Below are 15,216 nucleotides of genomic sequence, written 5' to 3'. Positions count from 1 at the left end.
GCGCACCCCAGATCCGGCCTGCGGCCCGAGGAGCAGTGGCGAATGGCCTCACACCACGCACATCCTGTGTCTCCCTGCGGTGCACCGCGCCGACCACAGTCCCCAGCGGTCTGCAGCAGTGGCTGCTCGGCGAGGTGCTGGGCATCGAGCCTCTTCCGGAGCGACCGCCCGTCCCCGCGGTCTCTCCGCGGCGCAGCCGGGCGCAGAAATGGGAGGCGAACTTGGCGGCGTCCCGCCAGTACCGCACCCGGGAGGGGCATCTGAACGTACCTCGATCGCACATCGAAACTGTTGACGGGGCGGAGCTGGCCCTCGGTGTGTTCATCGCCAACGCCCGTACTCGCAAAGCGAGTCTTGCTCCCGAACGAGTGGAGGAGCTGTCCGCTGTTGGTATGCGCTGGCAGTGAGTCGGGGAAAGGGGTCAGCTGGGCCGTGGTGGGCGTCGGCCTCGCACACGGTGAACGGACGGGCCTGAGTCAGCGGGGAGTCAGCCCGGGCCGTGGCAGTGCACGCGCGGCGGGTGCACATGGGCCGCTTGGGGAACTGTGGCCGCTGCCAAGCGAGTTCACGCGTCTACGGCCGTAGCCGCCTGCATGCGGGGCCGGCCCAGTTCCGCCGTGCCGCCCCGCGACGACGCGTTCACCTCGGGGCACTGGCCCCTCCAGCCCGCTGCCCTCCACCCAGCCTGGTGTCGATCCAAGCGATCACCAAAACCCTGCGCCCCTACGGCCACCAGACCGGCCGCCTGCGCCTGGAGCGCATCCTCAACGAAGCCCAGCACACCAACGACCCCCTCCACCCCATCCGCCGCACAGCGGTTCTCCTGACTGCGCCGGATACCTCTGAGCGGGCAGACCAGGCCGGTTCGACATCCGTTAATCCGGCTTGAGAGCTCCACTCCGACAACTGCCGGGCTGGAGTCGGGGAACGGGCCGCGGACAGCCGCCGAGCCTCCTACCAGCTGCCGACGCCACGTGCCATATGTCACTTGGAATTAACTTGGCACTTGAATGCCATATGGCACTTGATGCCATAACGTGGGTTCATCCGATCGAACCGTGAGTTCAGGAGAACCCTCACCGTGAGCAAGTCCACCGTTGCCGAAGCTCCCGTCCAGAAGCCGGTCCCAGCCGCCCTGGGCATCCGCCGACTGCGTGGCCATCCGTGGCTGTCGTTGCTGGCCGTCGCGCTCGGCGTGATGCTCGTCGCGCTGGACGGGACGATCGTCGCCATCGCCAGCCCGGCCATCCAGAAGGACCTGGACGCCTCACTCTCCGACATCCAGTGGGTGACCAACGCATACCTGCTGGCCCTCGCGGTCAGCCTGATCACCGTCGGCAAGCTCGGCGACCGCTTCGGGCACACGAAGATCTTCCTGATAGGTGCGGTCGGCTTCGTCGCCTCCTCCGCCGGCATCGGCCTGACCGACGACATCAAGGTCATGATCGGCCTGCGCGTGGTGCAGGGCTTGTTCGGCGCGATGCTCCAGCCGACCGCGCTCGGCATCATCCGCTCCACGTTCCCGGCCGAGAAGCTGAACTCCGCGATCGGCATCTGGGGCGCGGTGGTCGCCGCGTCCACCGCGGCCGGCCCGATCGTCGGCGGTCTGCTGGTCGAGCACGTGAACTGGGAGTCCTGCTTCTACATCAACGTGCCCGTCGGCATCGTCGCCGTCGTCATGGGTCTGCTGTTCCTGAAGGACACCGAGCGCGACCAGAACTCCAAGTCCTTCGACGTCCCCGGGATCGTGCTGCTGTCCGGCACCCTGTTCCTGCTGGTGTGGGCCCTGATCAAGGCCCCCGACTACGGCTGGGGCGACACCAGGACCCTTGGCTTCCTCGGCGCCACCCTGGTCGTGGGCCTGCTGTTCGTGCTGCGTGAGCGCCGCACGAAGGAGCCGCTTCTGCCGCTGCGACTGTTCCGCTCCCTGCCCCTGTCGGCGGGCGCCGTACTGATGCTGATGCTGTCGTTCTGCCTGTTCGGGGCCATGTTCTACATGACCTTCTACCTGCAGAATGTGCACGGCATGAGCGCCGTCGACGCCGCCGTGCGGATGCTTCCCCTGACGGGCCTGATGGTTGTCGGCGCACCGCTGGCCGGCGCGCTCATCAATCGGTTCGGTCCGCGGCCGCCGATGGTCGCCGGCATGCTCCTGACGGCCGGAGCCCTGTTCGGTCTCGCCGGCCTCAACACCGGTTCGGGCGCCAACGACACCCTGGTGTGGTTCGGCATGCTGGGCCTCGGCCTGGCCCCGATCATGGTCGGCGCCACCGAGGTCATCGTCGGCAACGCCGAGGTCGAGCTGGCCGGTGTGGCCGGCGGTCTGCAGTCCACCGCCATGCAGGTCGGCGGTACCCTCGGCACCGCGGTCCTGGGCGCGGTGATGACGGCCAAGCTCAACGACGTCTTCGCCGAACGCTGGTCGGCCGCCCACCTGCCGCCCCTCAGCGGCGAGCAGCTCGCCCAGGCCAAGGAGGCGGTCTCCGTCGGCGTCGCCCCGGTCGCCCCCAAGACCCCGGCGCCCGTCGCCGAGGTCATCACGAACATGACGCACAGCGCCTTCATGGACGGCATGCATCTCGCGTTCGTCGTCGCCGGCGTCGTCGCCCTCGTGGGCGCCGCGATCGGTCTGCTGACCAAGCAGGGCCGCAAGGTCGAAGGCGCCGCCGTGCACATCTGACGTCCTGCCAGGCGGGCCGGCGGTCCGCCCGCAGGCGCGGGGAGCGCGCCGCCCGGCTTTGAGCGGTGCCGGACGGAGGGCCACGAAACACTCCCCGCTCGGCCGGGGCCCTCGTGGGGACGGCGGGCCCCGGCCTCTCCTTCTGCCCTGTGGCAGACTTCCAGCGGAAAGAGCGGAGGCAGGACGACATGACGGCTGAGGCGAAGCCTGGTCTGCGGGAGCGCAAGAAGATGCGCACCCGGTATGCGATCATCTCGACCGCCGTAACCCTGTTCGTGGAACGCGGTTACGACGAGACCACCGTCGCCGAGATCGCCGAAGCCGCCGAGGTTGCTCCCCGCACCTTCTTCCGCTACTTCGCGACCAAGGACGAGGTCGCCCTGGCCCTGATCACCGAGGCCGACGAGGCCATCTTTCCCGCCCTGGAGGCACGCCCGGCCGAGGAGCCGCCGGTTACCGCGTTCGCCAACGCGGCCCGTACCGTCGTGGAGCAGCTGATGGAGGCCGACGACGGCACCGGCGAACTGTGGACGCGCATCGTGTGGCTGCTGGAGAACTCCCCGCCGCTGCTAGCCGCCTATTTCCAGCGCCTCCTGTCGATCGAGGACCGTCTCGCGCGCAAGCTCGCCGAGCGCGAGGGTGTGGACCCGGACACCGACCTGCGTCCCTTTCTCGCCGTCGGCGCGGTCGGCACGGCCCTGCGCGCCGCCCATCACCGCTGGGCGGCTCTTCCCCAGGGCACGGCGGAGGATCTGGCCCGGCTGCGTGAGCAGGCCCTGCAGATCTTGAACGAGCCCCTCGACCGTCACTGGCGGGAGGGCTGAGCTCGGAGTCGAGGCGTCAGGCGATGTCGCTGGGGCGACGGGAGCCGGCTGTGATCCGATGCGACGAGCTCCTTGACGTCAGGGCGGCGAGCCGGTCGAAGACGTCCTGGGCGGCCTCCGCGTAACTGAGGCCGTGGGCGACGGCGTTGCGTTGGAAGAGGCGGAGCAGGGCCATCGTCGTGGAACTCCACACCTTGGCGTCCATTTCGTCGAGTTCCGGGTACCGCACACGCAGCGCGTCCGCGAGATGGTCCTCCCAGACGACAGTGCGGAGGTTGACAGCCGCCATGAGGGTCTCGGACTGCTCGGTCATCGGAGCCAGGGCGCGGAAGAGGTCCCCGTATTCGCGACACCAGGCCACGACGGCTTCGGTGAGCGTCGGCAGCACCTCGGCCTCGGGTTGCCCCACCGTCTCGATCAGCTCCATGAGACGTGCGTTCGTCTGGTCCCAGATGTCGAGGATCACGGTTTCCTTCGACGGGAAGTACCGGAAGAACGTCCGTGACGTGACCCCCGCGTGCGCGGCGATCTCGCTGACCTTCACGTCGTCGAAGCCCCGTTGGGCGAAGAGCGCAACTGCGCTCGTGCCGAGCCTGCGCGCGATGCTCCTGGTGTCGCGCAGGGTCGTTCCGCGCCGCTCCTCGGTGACCGCCGCGACTCCTTGTACGGCGGCGAGCAGCGCGGCGCTCGCTCCGGTGGCCCAGCTCTCGTCCCTCACCGGGCCAGGCTAGCGAATCCGGCGACAGGCGACTGTTCAGGCGTTCGACCGCCATTGATTTCCATCACGTTTCCCCACCTCTTGCCACACCCAGGTTCGTGTCATACGGTGACACCGACTTCGAGTCACAGTGTGACACGAAATGGACGGCCGTACGGCATGGCCCGTCGGCCGCTTCTCTCCCCTCCCGGCACGCAAGGAAGCGGGCTCCCATGACTGCTCTCGTCGATCGACAGAAGATCCTCGCGGCGGCCGGTTCCGACAAGGAACTGGCCTACAAGCTGCGCACCTACTCCGGCCGCGTCCGGTTCGATCTGCCCGAGGGGGCGTTCGACCTGGTGGTCGAGGACGGTGTCCCCGCCAGGGCCGAGGAGGTGCACGCGGACCTCGCCGCCGATGTGACCTTCTCCGCGCCGGCCGAGTTCTGGTCGACCGCGTTCTCCGCTGCTGTCCCCCCGGCCGGCTACGAGAGCTGCGTCGTCGGCATGACCCGCGGTCTGAGGATCGTCGGCGACTTCGGCGGCACCGTCGCCCCCTGGCAGAGCGGCTGGGCCCGCCTGTACCAGGTGGTGCGCGAGACGGTGGCCGGCGCGCCGGTCCGCAAGCCCTTCCAGGACCCCTTCCGCGAGACGGACAACGCCGTCGGACGGTACGTCTACGTCTCCGCGAACGGCCAGGAGGCACGGATTTACTACGAGACCTCCGGCCACGGCCCGATCCCGCTGCTGCTGCAGGCGACCGCAGGCGCCGACGGCCGCCAATACCGCCACCTGCTGGCCGACCCGCGGATGCAGGAACGCTTCACGATGTACGCCTACGACCTGCCCTACCACGGCAAGTCGCTGCCTCCGATCGGGGTGCGCTGGTGGGAGGAGACCTACCGCCCCGGCCGCGACGGCCTGATCAACTGGGTGGTCGCGATCGCCGACACCCTGGGCCTGGACAACCCGTACTTCATGGGCTGCTCGGTCGGCGGCCAGCTCGCCCTCGACCTCGCGGCCGAACGCGGCGACCGCTTCGGCGCGTTCATCTCCCTCAACGGCTGGTACGGCAACCCGCCGCTGTTCGACGGCTTCTCCAACGACATGTTCCGTACCCCGTCGATCGCCGACAGCTATGCCCCCGCGCTCAACTTCGGTGCGACCGCGCCCCAGGCACCCGAGCCGAACGCGCACGAGACGTACTGGATCTACCGCTCGGCGTTCCCCGGCATCTACGCGGGCGACAACGACTACTTCGCCTACGAGCACGACCTCAAGGAGAACGGGCACAAGATCGACGCCCACGCGAAGCCCGTCTACGTCGTCACCGGCGAGTACGACCCGGCCAGCGACGACGACGTCAACGGCGGCCCGGCCGTGGAGAAGTTCATCCCCGGCGCCAAGTTCATCAAGGTCGCCGGGCTCGGGCACTTCGCCCCCTGCGACGACCCCATCGGGTTCGGCGACGCCATCGTCCCGATCCTCGACGAGGTCATCGCCAAAGCTGCCTCCGCCGGCCAGTCCTGATGCCGCTCCCGCGAAGAAAGGCCCGTACGACATGAGTGTCACCCACGACCTCGTCCGGCGGTCGGCCACCGGCAGGCCGGTCATCGACTTCGACCACCACTCGCCCGCCTACCGCGACACCTGGAAGCAACTCGCCGCCCGGTTCCACGCCACCGGCAGCCCCATCGCCTGGACCGAACACCACGGCGGCTACTGGGTGGTGGCCTCGTGGGAGGAGGTGCAGCGCATCGGCTCCGACTGGGAGACCTTCACCTCCGTCAACGACCTGACCGGCACCGAGAACGGCGGCAAGGGCCAGCTCATCCCCCAGATGCCCTACCGGCTGCACCTCGGGGAGTCCGACCCGCCGCTGCACACCGAACGCCGCCGCATCGAAGCGCCGTTCTTCACCCCGAAAGCCCTGCGCCAGTGGGCTCCCGTCGCCCGGCAGTACCTCGACGAGGCCCTCGACAAGGTGGCGGGGCGGGGGCAAGCCGAGCTGATCGACGACGTGATCATCCCGACCACGGCACGCACCACGCTCTACGTCCTCGGATACGACGCCGACGACTGGCACGACGCCGCCTACGCCGCGCACGAGGGTGTGTACCTGCTGCCGGACGATCCCCGCTACCCGCACGAGGCACAGGCACGGCTCCGGGTCCGCTTCCGCGACATGCTGGCCGCCCGCAGCCAGAACCCGGCCGGTGACGTCCTCTCGGCCCTGGCCACCGGTACGGTGCAGGGCGAACCGCTCGGTCTCGAGGTGGCCGAGAGCATGGTGAACGCGCTGGTCTTCGGCGGCTTCGACACCACTACCGCCGCGACCGCGAGTGCGCTGATCCATCTCACTCAGCACCCGGACCAGGCGGAGCGGGTGCGCACGGACGCCGCGTACCGGAAGAACGCCATCGAGGAATTCCTGCGGTTCTGGCCACCGGGGACCGGCATCGCCCGTACCGCCGTACGGGACACCGAGATCCTCGGGCAGCCGATCGCCCGTGGGGAGAGCGTCTACATGTGGCTGGCCGGCGCCAACCGCGACCCGCTGAAGTTCCCCGACCCGGACCGGCTCGACCTGGAGCGGGACAACGCGCGCGACCACGTCTCCTTCAGCACCGGAAACCACCGCTGCCTCGGCTCGCCCCTGGCCAAGGCCGAACTCGACGCCATGCTGGAGACGATCCTCACCCGGCTGCCCGGCCTGCGCATCGACCCGGACGCCGTGGTCGGCTACCCGAGCATCGGGGGCGCGCACGGCTACATCTCGGTCCCCGCGACCTTCACTCCCACTTCGACCCCGACGGAGGTGTGACGAACATGCCCAAGGTCACTTACGTGTCCGACGCCGGTGAGGTCCGCGTCGTCGACGGCCTGGTCGGCGACTCGGTGATGCAGACCGCAGTCCGCAACGGCGTCCCCGGCATCACCGGCGAATGCGGCGGCGTCCTGTCCTGCGCCACCTGTCACGTCTTCGTGGACGAAGCCGACCTGGATCGCCTGGAACCGGTCAGCGGCCTGGAGGACGAGATGCTCGACGGCACGGTCGTCGACCGCTGCCCCAACTCCCGGCTGTCCTGCCAGATCAAGCTCTCCGAAGGGCTCGGCGATCTGCGCGTGACCACCCCGGAAGCCCAGGAGTAGCTCCTCATGAACAGCACCGCCGTCGCCCCGCGCGACACCGGCGTGCTCGTGGTGGGCGCCTGTCAGGCCGGCATCCAGCTGGCCTGTTCCCTCCGCGAGTACGGCTACACGGCCCCGATCACCGTGGTCGGCGCCGAACGGCACGCGCCCTACCAGCGTCCACCGCTCTCCAAGACCCTCCTGCACGCGGAGACGTCGCCCGACGCGATCGCACTGCGATCGGAGGCGTTCTACGCCGACCACGGCATCCGGCTGGTGCTCGGGGAACGCATCATCCGGGTCGACCGGGGCGACGGCGGTGCGGGGGTCGCGTACGCGCACTCCGGCCGTAGCTTCGCGTTCGACCGGCTCGCGCTCACTGTGGGCGCCCGCCCGCGCCGACTGCCCGTCCCCGGCGCCGATCTGGCCGGCGTCCACTACCTCCGGGACGCCGACGACGCGCTCGCCCTGCGTGCGGCCCTGGCAGAGGGGGGCGACGTCCTGGTCATCGGCGGTGGCTTCATCGGACTCGAAGTCGCGGCCAGTGCCCGGGGGCTCGGCTGCGAGGTCACCGTCGCCCTCGCCGACAACCGACTGCTCGAACGTGCCGTAGGGGTTCCGACCAGCGAGTTCTTCCTCGACGCCCACATCCGGCGCGGGGTGCGGGTGCACCTCGGAGCGCCGCCCGTACGCCTCCTGGACGACGGTCACGGGCGCGTCCGTGGCGCCGAACTCCCCGACGGCAGCGCGCTGTCGGCCGATCTGGTGGTCGTCGGGATCGGCGCCGTGCCCCGCACCGAACTCGCCGAGCAGCTCGGACTGACCGTCGACAACGGCATCGTCGTCAACGAGTACGGCCTCACCTCCGACGGCACCACGGTCGCCGCGGGCGACTGCGTCGCCTGCCCCCCGCCGGTGGACCTCCCCGACGGCCCGGACCGGGTCCGCTTCGAGTCGGTGAACACCGCCGTCGAACAGGCGAAGACCGCCGCCGCCCTGCTCGCCGACAGGCCGGTCCCCTACTGGGCCGTGCCCTGGTTCTGGTCCGACCAGTACGACCTCAAGCTCCAGGTCGCGGGCCTGTCGACCGGCCATGACCGGTACGTCGTACGCGGCGAGCCGGACACGGAGAAGTTCGCCGTCCTCTACTACCGCGGCGGACATCTGGTCGCCGGTGACTTCGTCAACCGGGCGGCCGACTTCCTCGCCGTACGCTCCGCCTTGGCCGCGGGCCGGACCATCCCGCCCGAAGCGGCCACTGACACCACGGTGCCGTTGAAGAAGCTCATCGCCGACAATCCCCGGCAGGCAGTGGCATGACCGCCGGCCCGGCCACCCTGCCCGGACTGCGATGGAGCGTCAAAGTCCCGTTCCTGCGCTACATCGCCCGCTCTCCAGAGGGCCGCTGCTCGGTCACCGACGGCGCCTCGGTCGTCGACGAGCACATGTTCCTCTTCAGCCCGGACGATGCGTCGGCATTCAACGCCGACACGGTCACCGGCCTGCTGAAGTTCCGGGGAGACGTACGCTTCGCCGCCCACCACGGGCTGCTCTTCCTCCGCATCGCCGACCCCTGGCTGTCCGTCACCGCCGGCGTGGGAACCCTGACCATCGCGGCACCGCCCGGCCAGTCACCCGAGCGCATCCCTCTGACCACCCTCCACCTGCGGACCGCCGATCCGACGGACCGCACCGGCTTTTGCCTCGGCACGCACGTCCGGCTGACGGCTCAGGGATCCGAACTCTTCAACGGGGTCTACCCCGTGGACGAACCATTCGACGACCTGACCATCCTCCTCACTCCGTCCTCCACAACCGCCCTGGAGAAGACACCATGACGACCCTCGCGTCGGACACGGAAACGGCCCCCTGGCCGACCGAACCCACCCCCGACCTGCTGACCCGGATCAGCCAGGCACGGGCCAAAGGGGTGGCCTGGCTGCGCGACCGCATTGCCGACGACGGCCGCCCCGAAGGCGCCGAGACCGCCAACTCGTGGTGGCGCGCCCCTTGGGCCCTGTGCGTCGGCGGAGCCCCGGACGCCGCCGCCGCGATGATGGGCTGGGCCGAACGCGAGGCCCTCACCGACGAAGGCGACCTCCGCTCCGGCCCTTACGACGCCCCCGGCGGCGGCAGCCCCGTGTACCACCTCTCCCCCCTCGCGATCGCCTCCTGGCTGCTCGGCCGCTACGACACCGCGATCGCGATCAACACCACGCTCGCGCGCTTCCAGAACCCCGACACCGGCGGAGCCTACGACCTTCGCGACTTCGCGCAGGACCCCCTGGAGGACAACCTCAAGACCGCCCAACTGGGCTTCTCCGCGCTGGTCACCGGTGACCGTGACACAGCCGACGGCGTCCACCGGTGGCTGAGTCGCAACCTCGCCGACCAGCCCGACGCGCCCCACCGGCTGTTCACCAGCCGCCGCGGCGACACCCTGGTCACCGACTTCCCGGACGAGACGGCCTTCCTCCGCGTGGTCGACTTCCGGGCGCCCCGGCAGGCGTACTTCCACCCCGGCATCGCCGCCGCCTTCCTCGCCGGATACGCACGACAGACCAGCGACGCCTCCGCGCTCCGGCTGGGCCGTGAGTACCTCACCCTCACCACAGGCGGCACCGAGGAGCAGTACGACGACCCGACGTCGGTGCAGATCTGCAAGTTCGGCTGGGGCGCCGCCGCCATGCTCACGGCCGACCCGGACGGCGGCCACCTCCCCTGGACGGTCCGGATGGGCGAGTGGTTCGTACAGCGCCAGCGCCACGACGGCGCCTGGGCACCGTCGTCGTTCGCGACCCCGAGGCCCGGAATGCTCGACCTGTACTGGAAGACGGCCGAGCACGTGATGGAACTGTCCTACATCGAGCACGCCCTGCGCTCCACGAGCGCCGGCACCACCTCCGCCTGACGAATTGATGCGCACGGCCAAGGACGGACGTGCGTCGGCAAAGGAACCAGGAATGCTCGCTGTCGTTACCGAGGGCAATGGCACCGTCGAAGTGACGGATGCTCCCAAGCCCACTGTCGTGGAACCCGATGACGTGATCGTCAAGGTGAGCGCGGCCGCCGTGTGCGGGACGGATCTGCACTTCGTCCGGCGCCCGTTCCTGCTGCCCACCCTCACGCTGGGGCACGAGTTCATCGGCACCGTCGTCGAGACGGGCCCCCAGGTACACCATGTGACCGAGGGGCAGCGGGTGCTGTCGAAGATGTTCGTCGCCTGCGGACGGTGCAAACCCTGCCGCACCGCGAACCAGCCCCGGTGCGCCGAATACCGGCTCTTCGGCGGAGGCATCCTCGACGGAGGCCAGGCCGAGTACGTCCGCGTCCCGCGCGCCGACTTCACACTCAGCGAACTCGACGCCTCCGTGTCCGACCAGGACGCGCTCGTCCTCACCGACATCCTCCCCACCGCCTGGGAGGCGCTCGTCAAGACCGGCTTCCAGAGCGGTGCGACCGTGGGCGTCGTCGGCTCCGGCCCGGTCGGCCTCCTCATCGCGCAACTGGCCCTCGCCCGCGGCGCGGCCGCCGTCTACCTCGTGGACCTGGACCAGCGTCGCCTGAAGCAGGCGGAGAAGCTCGGCGCGGTGCCGGTGCCCGGCGGTGAGGGTGCCGCCGAGCGCGTTCTCGAACTGACCGGTGGGAACGGCGTCGACGTGGCCATCGACGCCGTCGGCGCCATCCCTGCGATCAGCACCGCCCTGGCGTGTGTGGCTCTCGGCGGCACCGTCGGTCTCGTCGGTGTCCTGCTCGACGGCGACCTGCCGGTCACCGCGCAGAACCTGTTCGGACGCCAGGTGACCATCGTGCCGGTCACCGGCAACCCGTACGCGGCCAACGACAGCCTCACCACCATGATCACCGCGGGGAGGATCGAGCCGGGCATCGTCATCGACCACGAAGCCCCCCTGTCTGCCGCCGCCGAGACCTACCAGTCGTTCATGGCACGCGACTTCGTCAAGACCATGCTGCGGCCCTGAACCCTCCCGCCGCGCTCCCGCGCTGCCGGGAGCGCGGCACCCCAGCCGACGAGATCACCAGCAACATCAGCAACACGAAAGGAAACAGACATGACCAAGGCAGCCGTGCAATTAAAGGCAGACGGCCCCGTCGAATTCATCGAGGTCGACGTCCGGCCGCCAGGTCCTGGAGAAGTCCGTGTCCGGATGGCCGCCGCCGGCCTGTGCCACACGGACGTGCAGGCCCTCTACGGCGGCGTCGCCAGCATGACCATGCCGCCACCGGCGGTCGCCGGACACGAGGGCGCCGGCGTGGTGACCGAGGTCGGCCCGGACGTCTTGGGCCCCACCGTCGGCGACCACGTGATCCTCTCCGCCCTGGGGCACGATGGCACGTGCGAGTTCTGTACGGACGGTCATCCCTCGTTGTGCCTGCGGAGCCTTCAGCTGGCGGACCCGCGCACGGGGAACGGCCCCGCCCTGTCGGTCGACGGCACCCCGGTGACCCCCTTCGGCCCCCTCGGCACGTTCACCGAGGAGACGATCGTGCCCGCGGAATGCGCCATCGCCATCGACAAGGCCATGCCGCTGGACCTCGCGTGCCTCATCGGCTGCGCGGTCTCCACGGGAGTGGGTGCCGTCCGCAATCGGGTCACGGTACGGCCCGGCGACCACGTCGCGGTCCTCGGCTGCGGCGGAGTGGGCCTGAACATCGTCCAGGCGGCACGACGGGCGGGCGCCGGCAGCGTGATCGCCGTCGACGTCAGTGAGGAGAAGCTGGCGGCCGCGACCGCGTTCGGCGCGACCCACGTCATCGACGCCCGCCACGTGCAGGTACCCGACGCCGTCCGCGCCGTCACCGGCCCCTTCGGCGCCCACTTCACGTTCGAGAGCACCGGTCTGACGGACTGCATGGCGCAGGTCGTCTCCGCGGCCCGCCCAGGCGGAACCGCGGTCCTCCTGGGCATGGCACCCGGCTGCTCCGCACTCGCCCTCGACAACATCGCCGACATCATCCTCCAGGAGAAGGTGATCACCGGCTCGCTGATGGGCAGCGGCTACTCGGCCCGCGACTTCCCCGTTCTGGTGCGCGAGTACCTCGAAGGGACCCTCAAGCTCGACGAGCTCATCACCCGGCGTCGTCCCCTGGCCGAGATCAACGAGGCCATCGCCGACCTGAAGTCGGGCACCGGCCTGCGAACCGTCTTCACCTTCTGAGCCCCCTCATCCGGCTCCACCCCTCGTCGCGGGCACGGAGGACCCGCAGCACTGCACCCGACAAAACCGCGACGACGTCACCGCGGGGCGACCTGCGAACCGATGAGGCCGTCCAAGGCTGTGCTGTCGCCGCTGCACCGCCGACAGCCGGCGCCCACGGTGCACGCCACACAACGCCGAGGAGGACCTTGTGGTCGTTACCAGCATCGATCCCGTACTCGATGCTCAGCATCCCGTACCGCCGGGCGAATTCTTCGACCCGCCGCCCAGCGCGGGCCAGGATTGGCAGACCGCGCCACCGTGGTTCGACGGTGCGGGCTGGATCATGCCGATGGGCGGTTTCCTGCTGCGTTCGGGAGACCGGACGATCCTGGTCGACGCGGGACTGGGACCGAACATCGATATCGTCGAAACGCGCGGAAAGCTGTTCGACTCGCTCGCCGATCTTGGCGTCACACCCGAGCAGATCACCGATGTCGTGCTCACCCACCTGCACTTGGACCACGTCGGCTGGGTCGCTCCTGCGGGTGAACCGATCTTCACTCACGCCCGGCACCACTGCCACCGCGCTGATTACGACTGGATGCGTGCTGATCCCGGCAGCAACCCTGCCACGGCCCGGGTGACCGATACCATCCGTGCCGTTTCCGACCTTCTCGACCTGGCCGAGGGGGAGCGAACGGAGATCGCGGATTCGGTCGCGCTGCGGCTGTTCGCCGGTCACACGCCCGGCAACTGCGTCGGCGAGATCGAGACCGGCGAAGCACGAGTATTGCTGCTGGGGGACACCGCGCATCACCCCGCACTCCTGGTCGAGGATGGGTGGACCGACCGCCTGGACGAAGATCGCGCCGCGGCGGCCAGGGCCCGCGACCGGCTCGCGCAGGAGATGGAACGTACCGGAGCTATCGGTCTCGGCGCACATTTCCCGGGGACCCAGGGCGGTCGCATCATCCGTGACAAGCAGGGCGCACGGCAGTGGCAGCCGATCCCGAGCAACCGAATCCACACGAACTGAACGCACATGAAAGGAATCACAGGTGAAAACTGTCCGACTGGGCAAGAGCGGCCTGGAGATGAGCGGCCTCATCCTGGGCATGATGACCTACGGTGACCCCGAGCAGGGCTACCCGTCGTGGACCATCGGCCTCGATGAGGCCCGTCCGTTCGTCCGCCGCGCCTACGAGGCGGGTATCACGACCTTCGACACCTCCAACGTATATTCCAGCGGCACAAGTGAGGAAATCCTGGGCACGCTGACCAGAGAGTTGGGTCCACGCGAAGAGTTCCAGATCGCGACGAAGGTGTACGGGCATCAGCGCCCGTCTCGCAACGGCTCCGGCCTGAGCCGGGTCGCCATCATGCACGAGATCGACGCCTCGCTGCGCCGCCTTGGTACCGACTACGTCGACCTTTATCAAATCCATGCTTTCGATCCGAATACACCGATCGAAGAGACGATGGAAGCACTGCACGACGTGGTCAAGGCTGGCAAAGCCCGCTATATCGGCGCATGCAATCTCCTGATGTGGCAGCTCGCGCTCATGCAGAACGCGGCAGACCGACACGGGTGGACCCAGTTCGTGTCGAATCAGCTGCACTACAACTTGCTGGCGCGGGAGCTGGAACGCGAGGTCGCGCCCTATGCCGAAGCCACAGGCATGGGAATTCTGCCCTGGAGCCCGCTCGCACGCGGACGGCTCACCCGGCCGTGGGGCGCGGAAGGGTCCGGGCGTGAAGCCAACGACACACTGTCTCCACAGCTGTATACCCGTGACGAGGAATCGCACAAGCGGGTCGTGACCGCTGTGCAGGAAGTCGCCGAGGCTCGCGGGGTGCCGATGGCGCAGGTCGCGGTGTCCTGGGTGGCGAATAAATCCCCGGTGGCCGCGCCGATTGTGGGTGCCACGAAGGAACGCCATATCGACGACGCCGTCGCCGGTCTCGAACTCGAACTCACCACCGAGGAGATCACCAAGCTCGAAGCGGCGAACACCTTGGTCCGCAACGGAATCATCTGAGTCCTCCGCCGCTGCCCCGCCGGGCCGCGCACCACAACACCATCCATTCGGTGATCATCCGACCAGGAGAAGAAGATACTCCCGGCAGGGACACAGTCATCGCATCGGTTCCGACCGGGCTGTAGGTCGGTGGTGAACAGGTGCCGGCCATCGACGGACGCACATTTCCGGTGTTCGATCCGGCCGATGGCCAGGTACTGAACGAGGCCGCCGCGGCCCCCTCTCTGTCAGCCTTGGGTGAGACGTCCCGCTTCGGCGGGTTAGCCTGAGAGGGCACGACAGGAGAACCATCCCCTCATGACCAGCACCAAGCCTGCCGGATCCGACCCGGCTCCCCGGCCGAAGCGCCGCACATTCAGCCCCGACTACAAGCTGCGGATCGTGGCCGAGTACGACGCCGCGCCGAAGAACGAGAAGGGCGCGATCCTGCGCCGCGAGCGGCTGTACCACTCGCACATGAAGGAGTGGCGGGCCGCGCGGGATGCCGGGGCCCTGGAGAAGCTGGTCGACAAGCGCACCAGCCCGGCGAGGCCGAAGAAGTCGTCCGCCGAGGCGGAGAACGAGAAGCTGCGCCGCCAGGTGGAACGGCTGGAGAAGGAACTGGCCGGGAACAAGGCCGCGTTGGAGGTTATGGGAAAAGCTTCCGCGCTCTTGGAAATGATCTCCGAGGGCGCGGACTGAAG

At 69.1% G+C, this 15,216-nt stretch carries 16 protein-coding genes; 15 read left to right on the top strand and 1 reads right to left on the bottom strand.

Going from position 1 to position 15,216, the window contains the following annotated elements; translation table 11 throughout:
• The first annotated feature begins 35 nt into the window (after positions 1-35).
• The 4 genes from H4687_RS01330 to H4687_RS01315 all read left to right on the top strand — a co-directional run bounded on the left by H4687_RS01330 (position 36) and on the right by H4687_RS01315 (position 3,504).
• Positions 36-407 (top strand): helicase associated domain-containing protein, encoded by a 372-nt coding sequence (locus tag H4687_RS01330; RefSeq protein WP_234317464.1) that lies wholly within the window; start codon positions 36-38, stop codon positions 405-407.
• Positions 408-688: 281 nt separating this feature from the next.
• A complete protein-coding gene (locus H4687_RS01325; RefSeq protein ID WP_159026144.1) occupies positions 689-889 on the top strand; it encodes a hypothetical protein in 201 nt (66 codons plus the stop codon).
• A gap of 246 nt (positions 890-1,135) precedes the next feature.
• A complete protein-coding gene (locus H4687_RS01320; RefSeq protein ID WP_225967069.1) occupies positions 1,136-2,680 on the top strand; it encodes an MFS transporter in 1,545 nt (514 codons plus the stop codon).
• A gap of 188 nt (positions 2,681-2,868) precedes the next feature.
• The gene (locus H4687_RS01315) at positions 2,869-3,504 is read left to right on the top strand and encodes a TetR/AcrR family transcriptional regulator (protein ID WP_020276841.1); all 636 of its coding nucleotides are present in this window, start codon (positions 2,869-2,871) and stop codon (positions 3,502-3,504) included.
• 16 nt (positions 3,505-3,520) lie between these two features.
• On the opposite strand, the gene H4687_RS01310 is transcribed toward H4687_RS01315, so the two are convergent.
• Entirely contained in the window at positions 3,521-4,222 is a 702-nt protein-coding gene (locus tag H4687_RS01310) for a TetR/AcrR family transcriptional regulator (RefSeq protein WP_020276842.1), read from the bottom strand.
• Between the two features lie 212 nt (positions 4,223-4,434).
• Here H4687_RS01310 and H4687_RS01305 point away from each other — a divergent pair, with 212 nt between their 5' ends.
• From H4687_RS01305 to H4687_RS01255, 11 genes are all read left to right on the top strand, one after another.
• Positions 4,435-5,730 (top strand): alpha/beta fold hydrolase, encoded by a 1,296-nt coding sequence (locus tag H4687_RS01305; protein ID WP_050399406.1) that lies wholly within the window; start codon positions 4,435-4,437, stop codon positions 5,728-5,730.
• Between the two features lie 31 nt (positions 5,731-5,761).
• Positions 5,762-7,024: a cytochrome P450 gene (locus tag H4687_RS01300; protein ID WP_050399405.1), complete on the top strand. Its 1,263-nt coding sequence runs from the start codon at positions 5,762-5,764 to the stop codon at positions 7,022-7,024.
• Positions 7,025-7,029: 5 nt separating this feature from the next.
• A complete protein-coding gene (locus tag H4687_RS01295) occupies positions 7,030-7,353 on the top strand; it encodes a 2Fe-2S iron-sulfur cluster-binding protein (protein ID WP_046915492.1) in 324 nt (107 codons plus the stop codon).
• 6 nt (positions 7,354-7,359) lie between these two features.
• Positions 7,360-8,652: an NAD(P)/FAD-dependent oxidoreductase gene (locus H4687_RS01290; protein ID WP_046915436.1), complete on the top strand. Its 1,293-nt coding sequence runs from the start codon at positions 7,360-7,362 to the stop codon at positions 8,650-8,652.
• Entirely contained in the window at positions 8,649-9,170 is a 522-nt protein-coding gene (locus tag H4687_RS01285) for an HtaA domain-containing protein (RefSeq protein ID WP_046915437.1), read from the top strand. The genes H4687_RS01290 and H4687_RS01285 overlap by 4 nt, the downstream gene beginning before the upstream one ends.
• A complete protein-coding gene (locus H4687_RS01280) occupies positions 9,167-10,243 on the top strand; it encodes a hypothetical protein (RefSeq protein WP_046915438.1) in 1,077 nt (358 codons plus the stop codon). The genes H4687_RS01285 and H4687_RS01280 overlap by 4 nt, the downstream gene beginning before the upstream one ends.
• Before the next feature lie 52 nt (positions 10,244-10,295).
• The gene (locus H4687_RS01275) at positions 10,296-11,315 is read left to right on the top strand and encodes an alcohol dehydrogenase catalytic domain-containing protein (RefSeq protein ID WP_046915439.1); all 1,020 of its coding nucleotides are present in this window, start codon (positions 10,296-10,298) and stop codon (positions 11,313-11,315) included.
• Between the two features lie 90 nt (positions 11,316-11,405).
• The gene (locus H4687_RS01270; RefSeq protein WP_046915440.1) at positions 11,406-12,512 is read left to right on the top strand and encodes a zinc-binding dehydrogenase; all 1,107 of its coding nucleotides are present in this window, start codon (positions 11,406-11,408) and stop codon (positions 12,510-12,512) included.
• A 190-nt stretch (positions 12,513-12,702) separates the two neighbouring features.
• Positions 12,703-13,530, top strand: coding sequence for an MBL fold metallo-hydrolase (locus tag H4687_RS01265; protein WP_050399403.1), 828 nt, complete (start codon positions 12,703-12,705; stop codon positions 13,528-13,530).
• Positions 13,531-13,552: 22 nt separating this feature from the next.
• Entirely contained in the window at positions 13,553-14,533 is a 981-nt protein-coding gene (locus tag H4687_RS01260; protein ID WP_046915441.1) for an aldo/keto reductase, read from the top strand.
• Positions 14,534-14,830: 297 nt separating this feature from the next.
• A complete protein-coding gene (locus H4687_RS01255) occupies positions 14,831-15,214 on the top strand; it encodes a hypothetical protein (protein ID WP_046915442.1) in 384 nt (127 codons plus the stop codon).
• The last annotated feature ends 2 nt before the right edge of the window (positions 15,215-15,216 follow it).

The sequence above is a fragment of the Streptomyces stelliscabiei genome, from assembly GCF_014873495.1.
GTDB classification, from domain to species: Bacteria; Actinomycetota; Actinomycetes; order Streptomycetales; family Streptomycetaceae; genus Streptomyces; species Streptomyces bottropensis.
This window is presented reverse-complemented; position numbering and strand designations above follow the sequence as displayed.

Excerpts from the sequence above, each read along its gene's own strand:
- H4687_RS01315 (WP_020276841.1), top strand. The coding sequence starts at position 2,869 with ATGACGGCTGAGGCGAAGCCTGGTCTGCGGGAGCGCAAGAAGATGCGC.
- H4687_RS01305 (WP_050399406.1), top strand. The coding sequence starts at position 4,435 with ATGACTGCTCTCGTCGATCGACAGAAGATCCTCGCGGCGGCCGGTTCC.
- H4687_RS01300 (WP_050399405.1), top strand. The coding sequence starts at position 5,762 with ATGAGTGTCACCCACGACCTCGTCCGGCGGTCGGCCACCGGCAGGCCG.
- H4687_RS01295 (WP_046915492.1), top strand. The coding sequence starts at position 7,030 with ATGCCCAAGGTCACTTACGTGTCCGACGCCGGTGAGGTCCGCGTCGTC.
- H4687_RS01290 (WP_046915436.1), top strand. The coding sequence starts at position 7,360 with ATGAACAGCACCGCCGTCGCCCCGCGCGACACCGGCGTGCTCGTGGTG.
- H4687_RS01285 (WP_046915437.1), top strand. The coding sequence starts at position 8,649 with ATGACCGCCGGCCCGGCCACCCTGCCCGGACTGCGATGGAGCGTCAAA.
- H4687_RS01280 (WP_046915438.1), top strand. The coding sequence starts at position 9,167 with ATGACGACCCTCGCGTCGGACACGGAAACGGCCCCCTGGCCGACCGAA.
- H4687_RS01275 (WP_046915439.1), top strand. The coding sequence starts at position 10,296 with ATGCTCGCTGTCGTTACCGAGGGCAATGGCACCGTCGAAGTGACGGAT.
- H4687_RS01270 (WP_046915440.1), top strand. The coding sequence starts at position 11,406 with ATGACCAAGGCAGCCGTGCAATTAAAGGCAGACGGCCCCGTCGAATTC.
- H4687_RS01255 (WP_046915442.1), top strand. The coding sequence starts at position 14,831 with ATGACCAGCACCAAGCCTGCCGGATCCGACCCGGCTCCCCGGCCGAAG.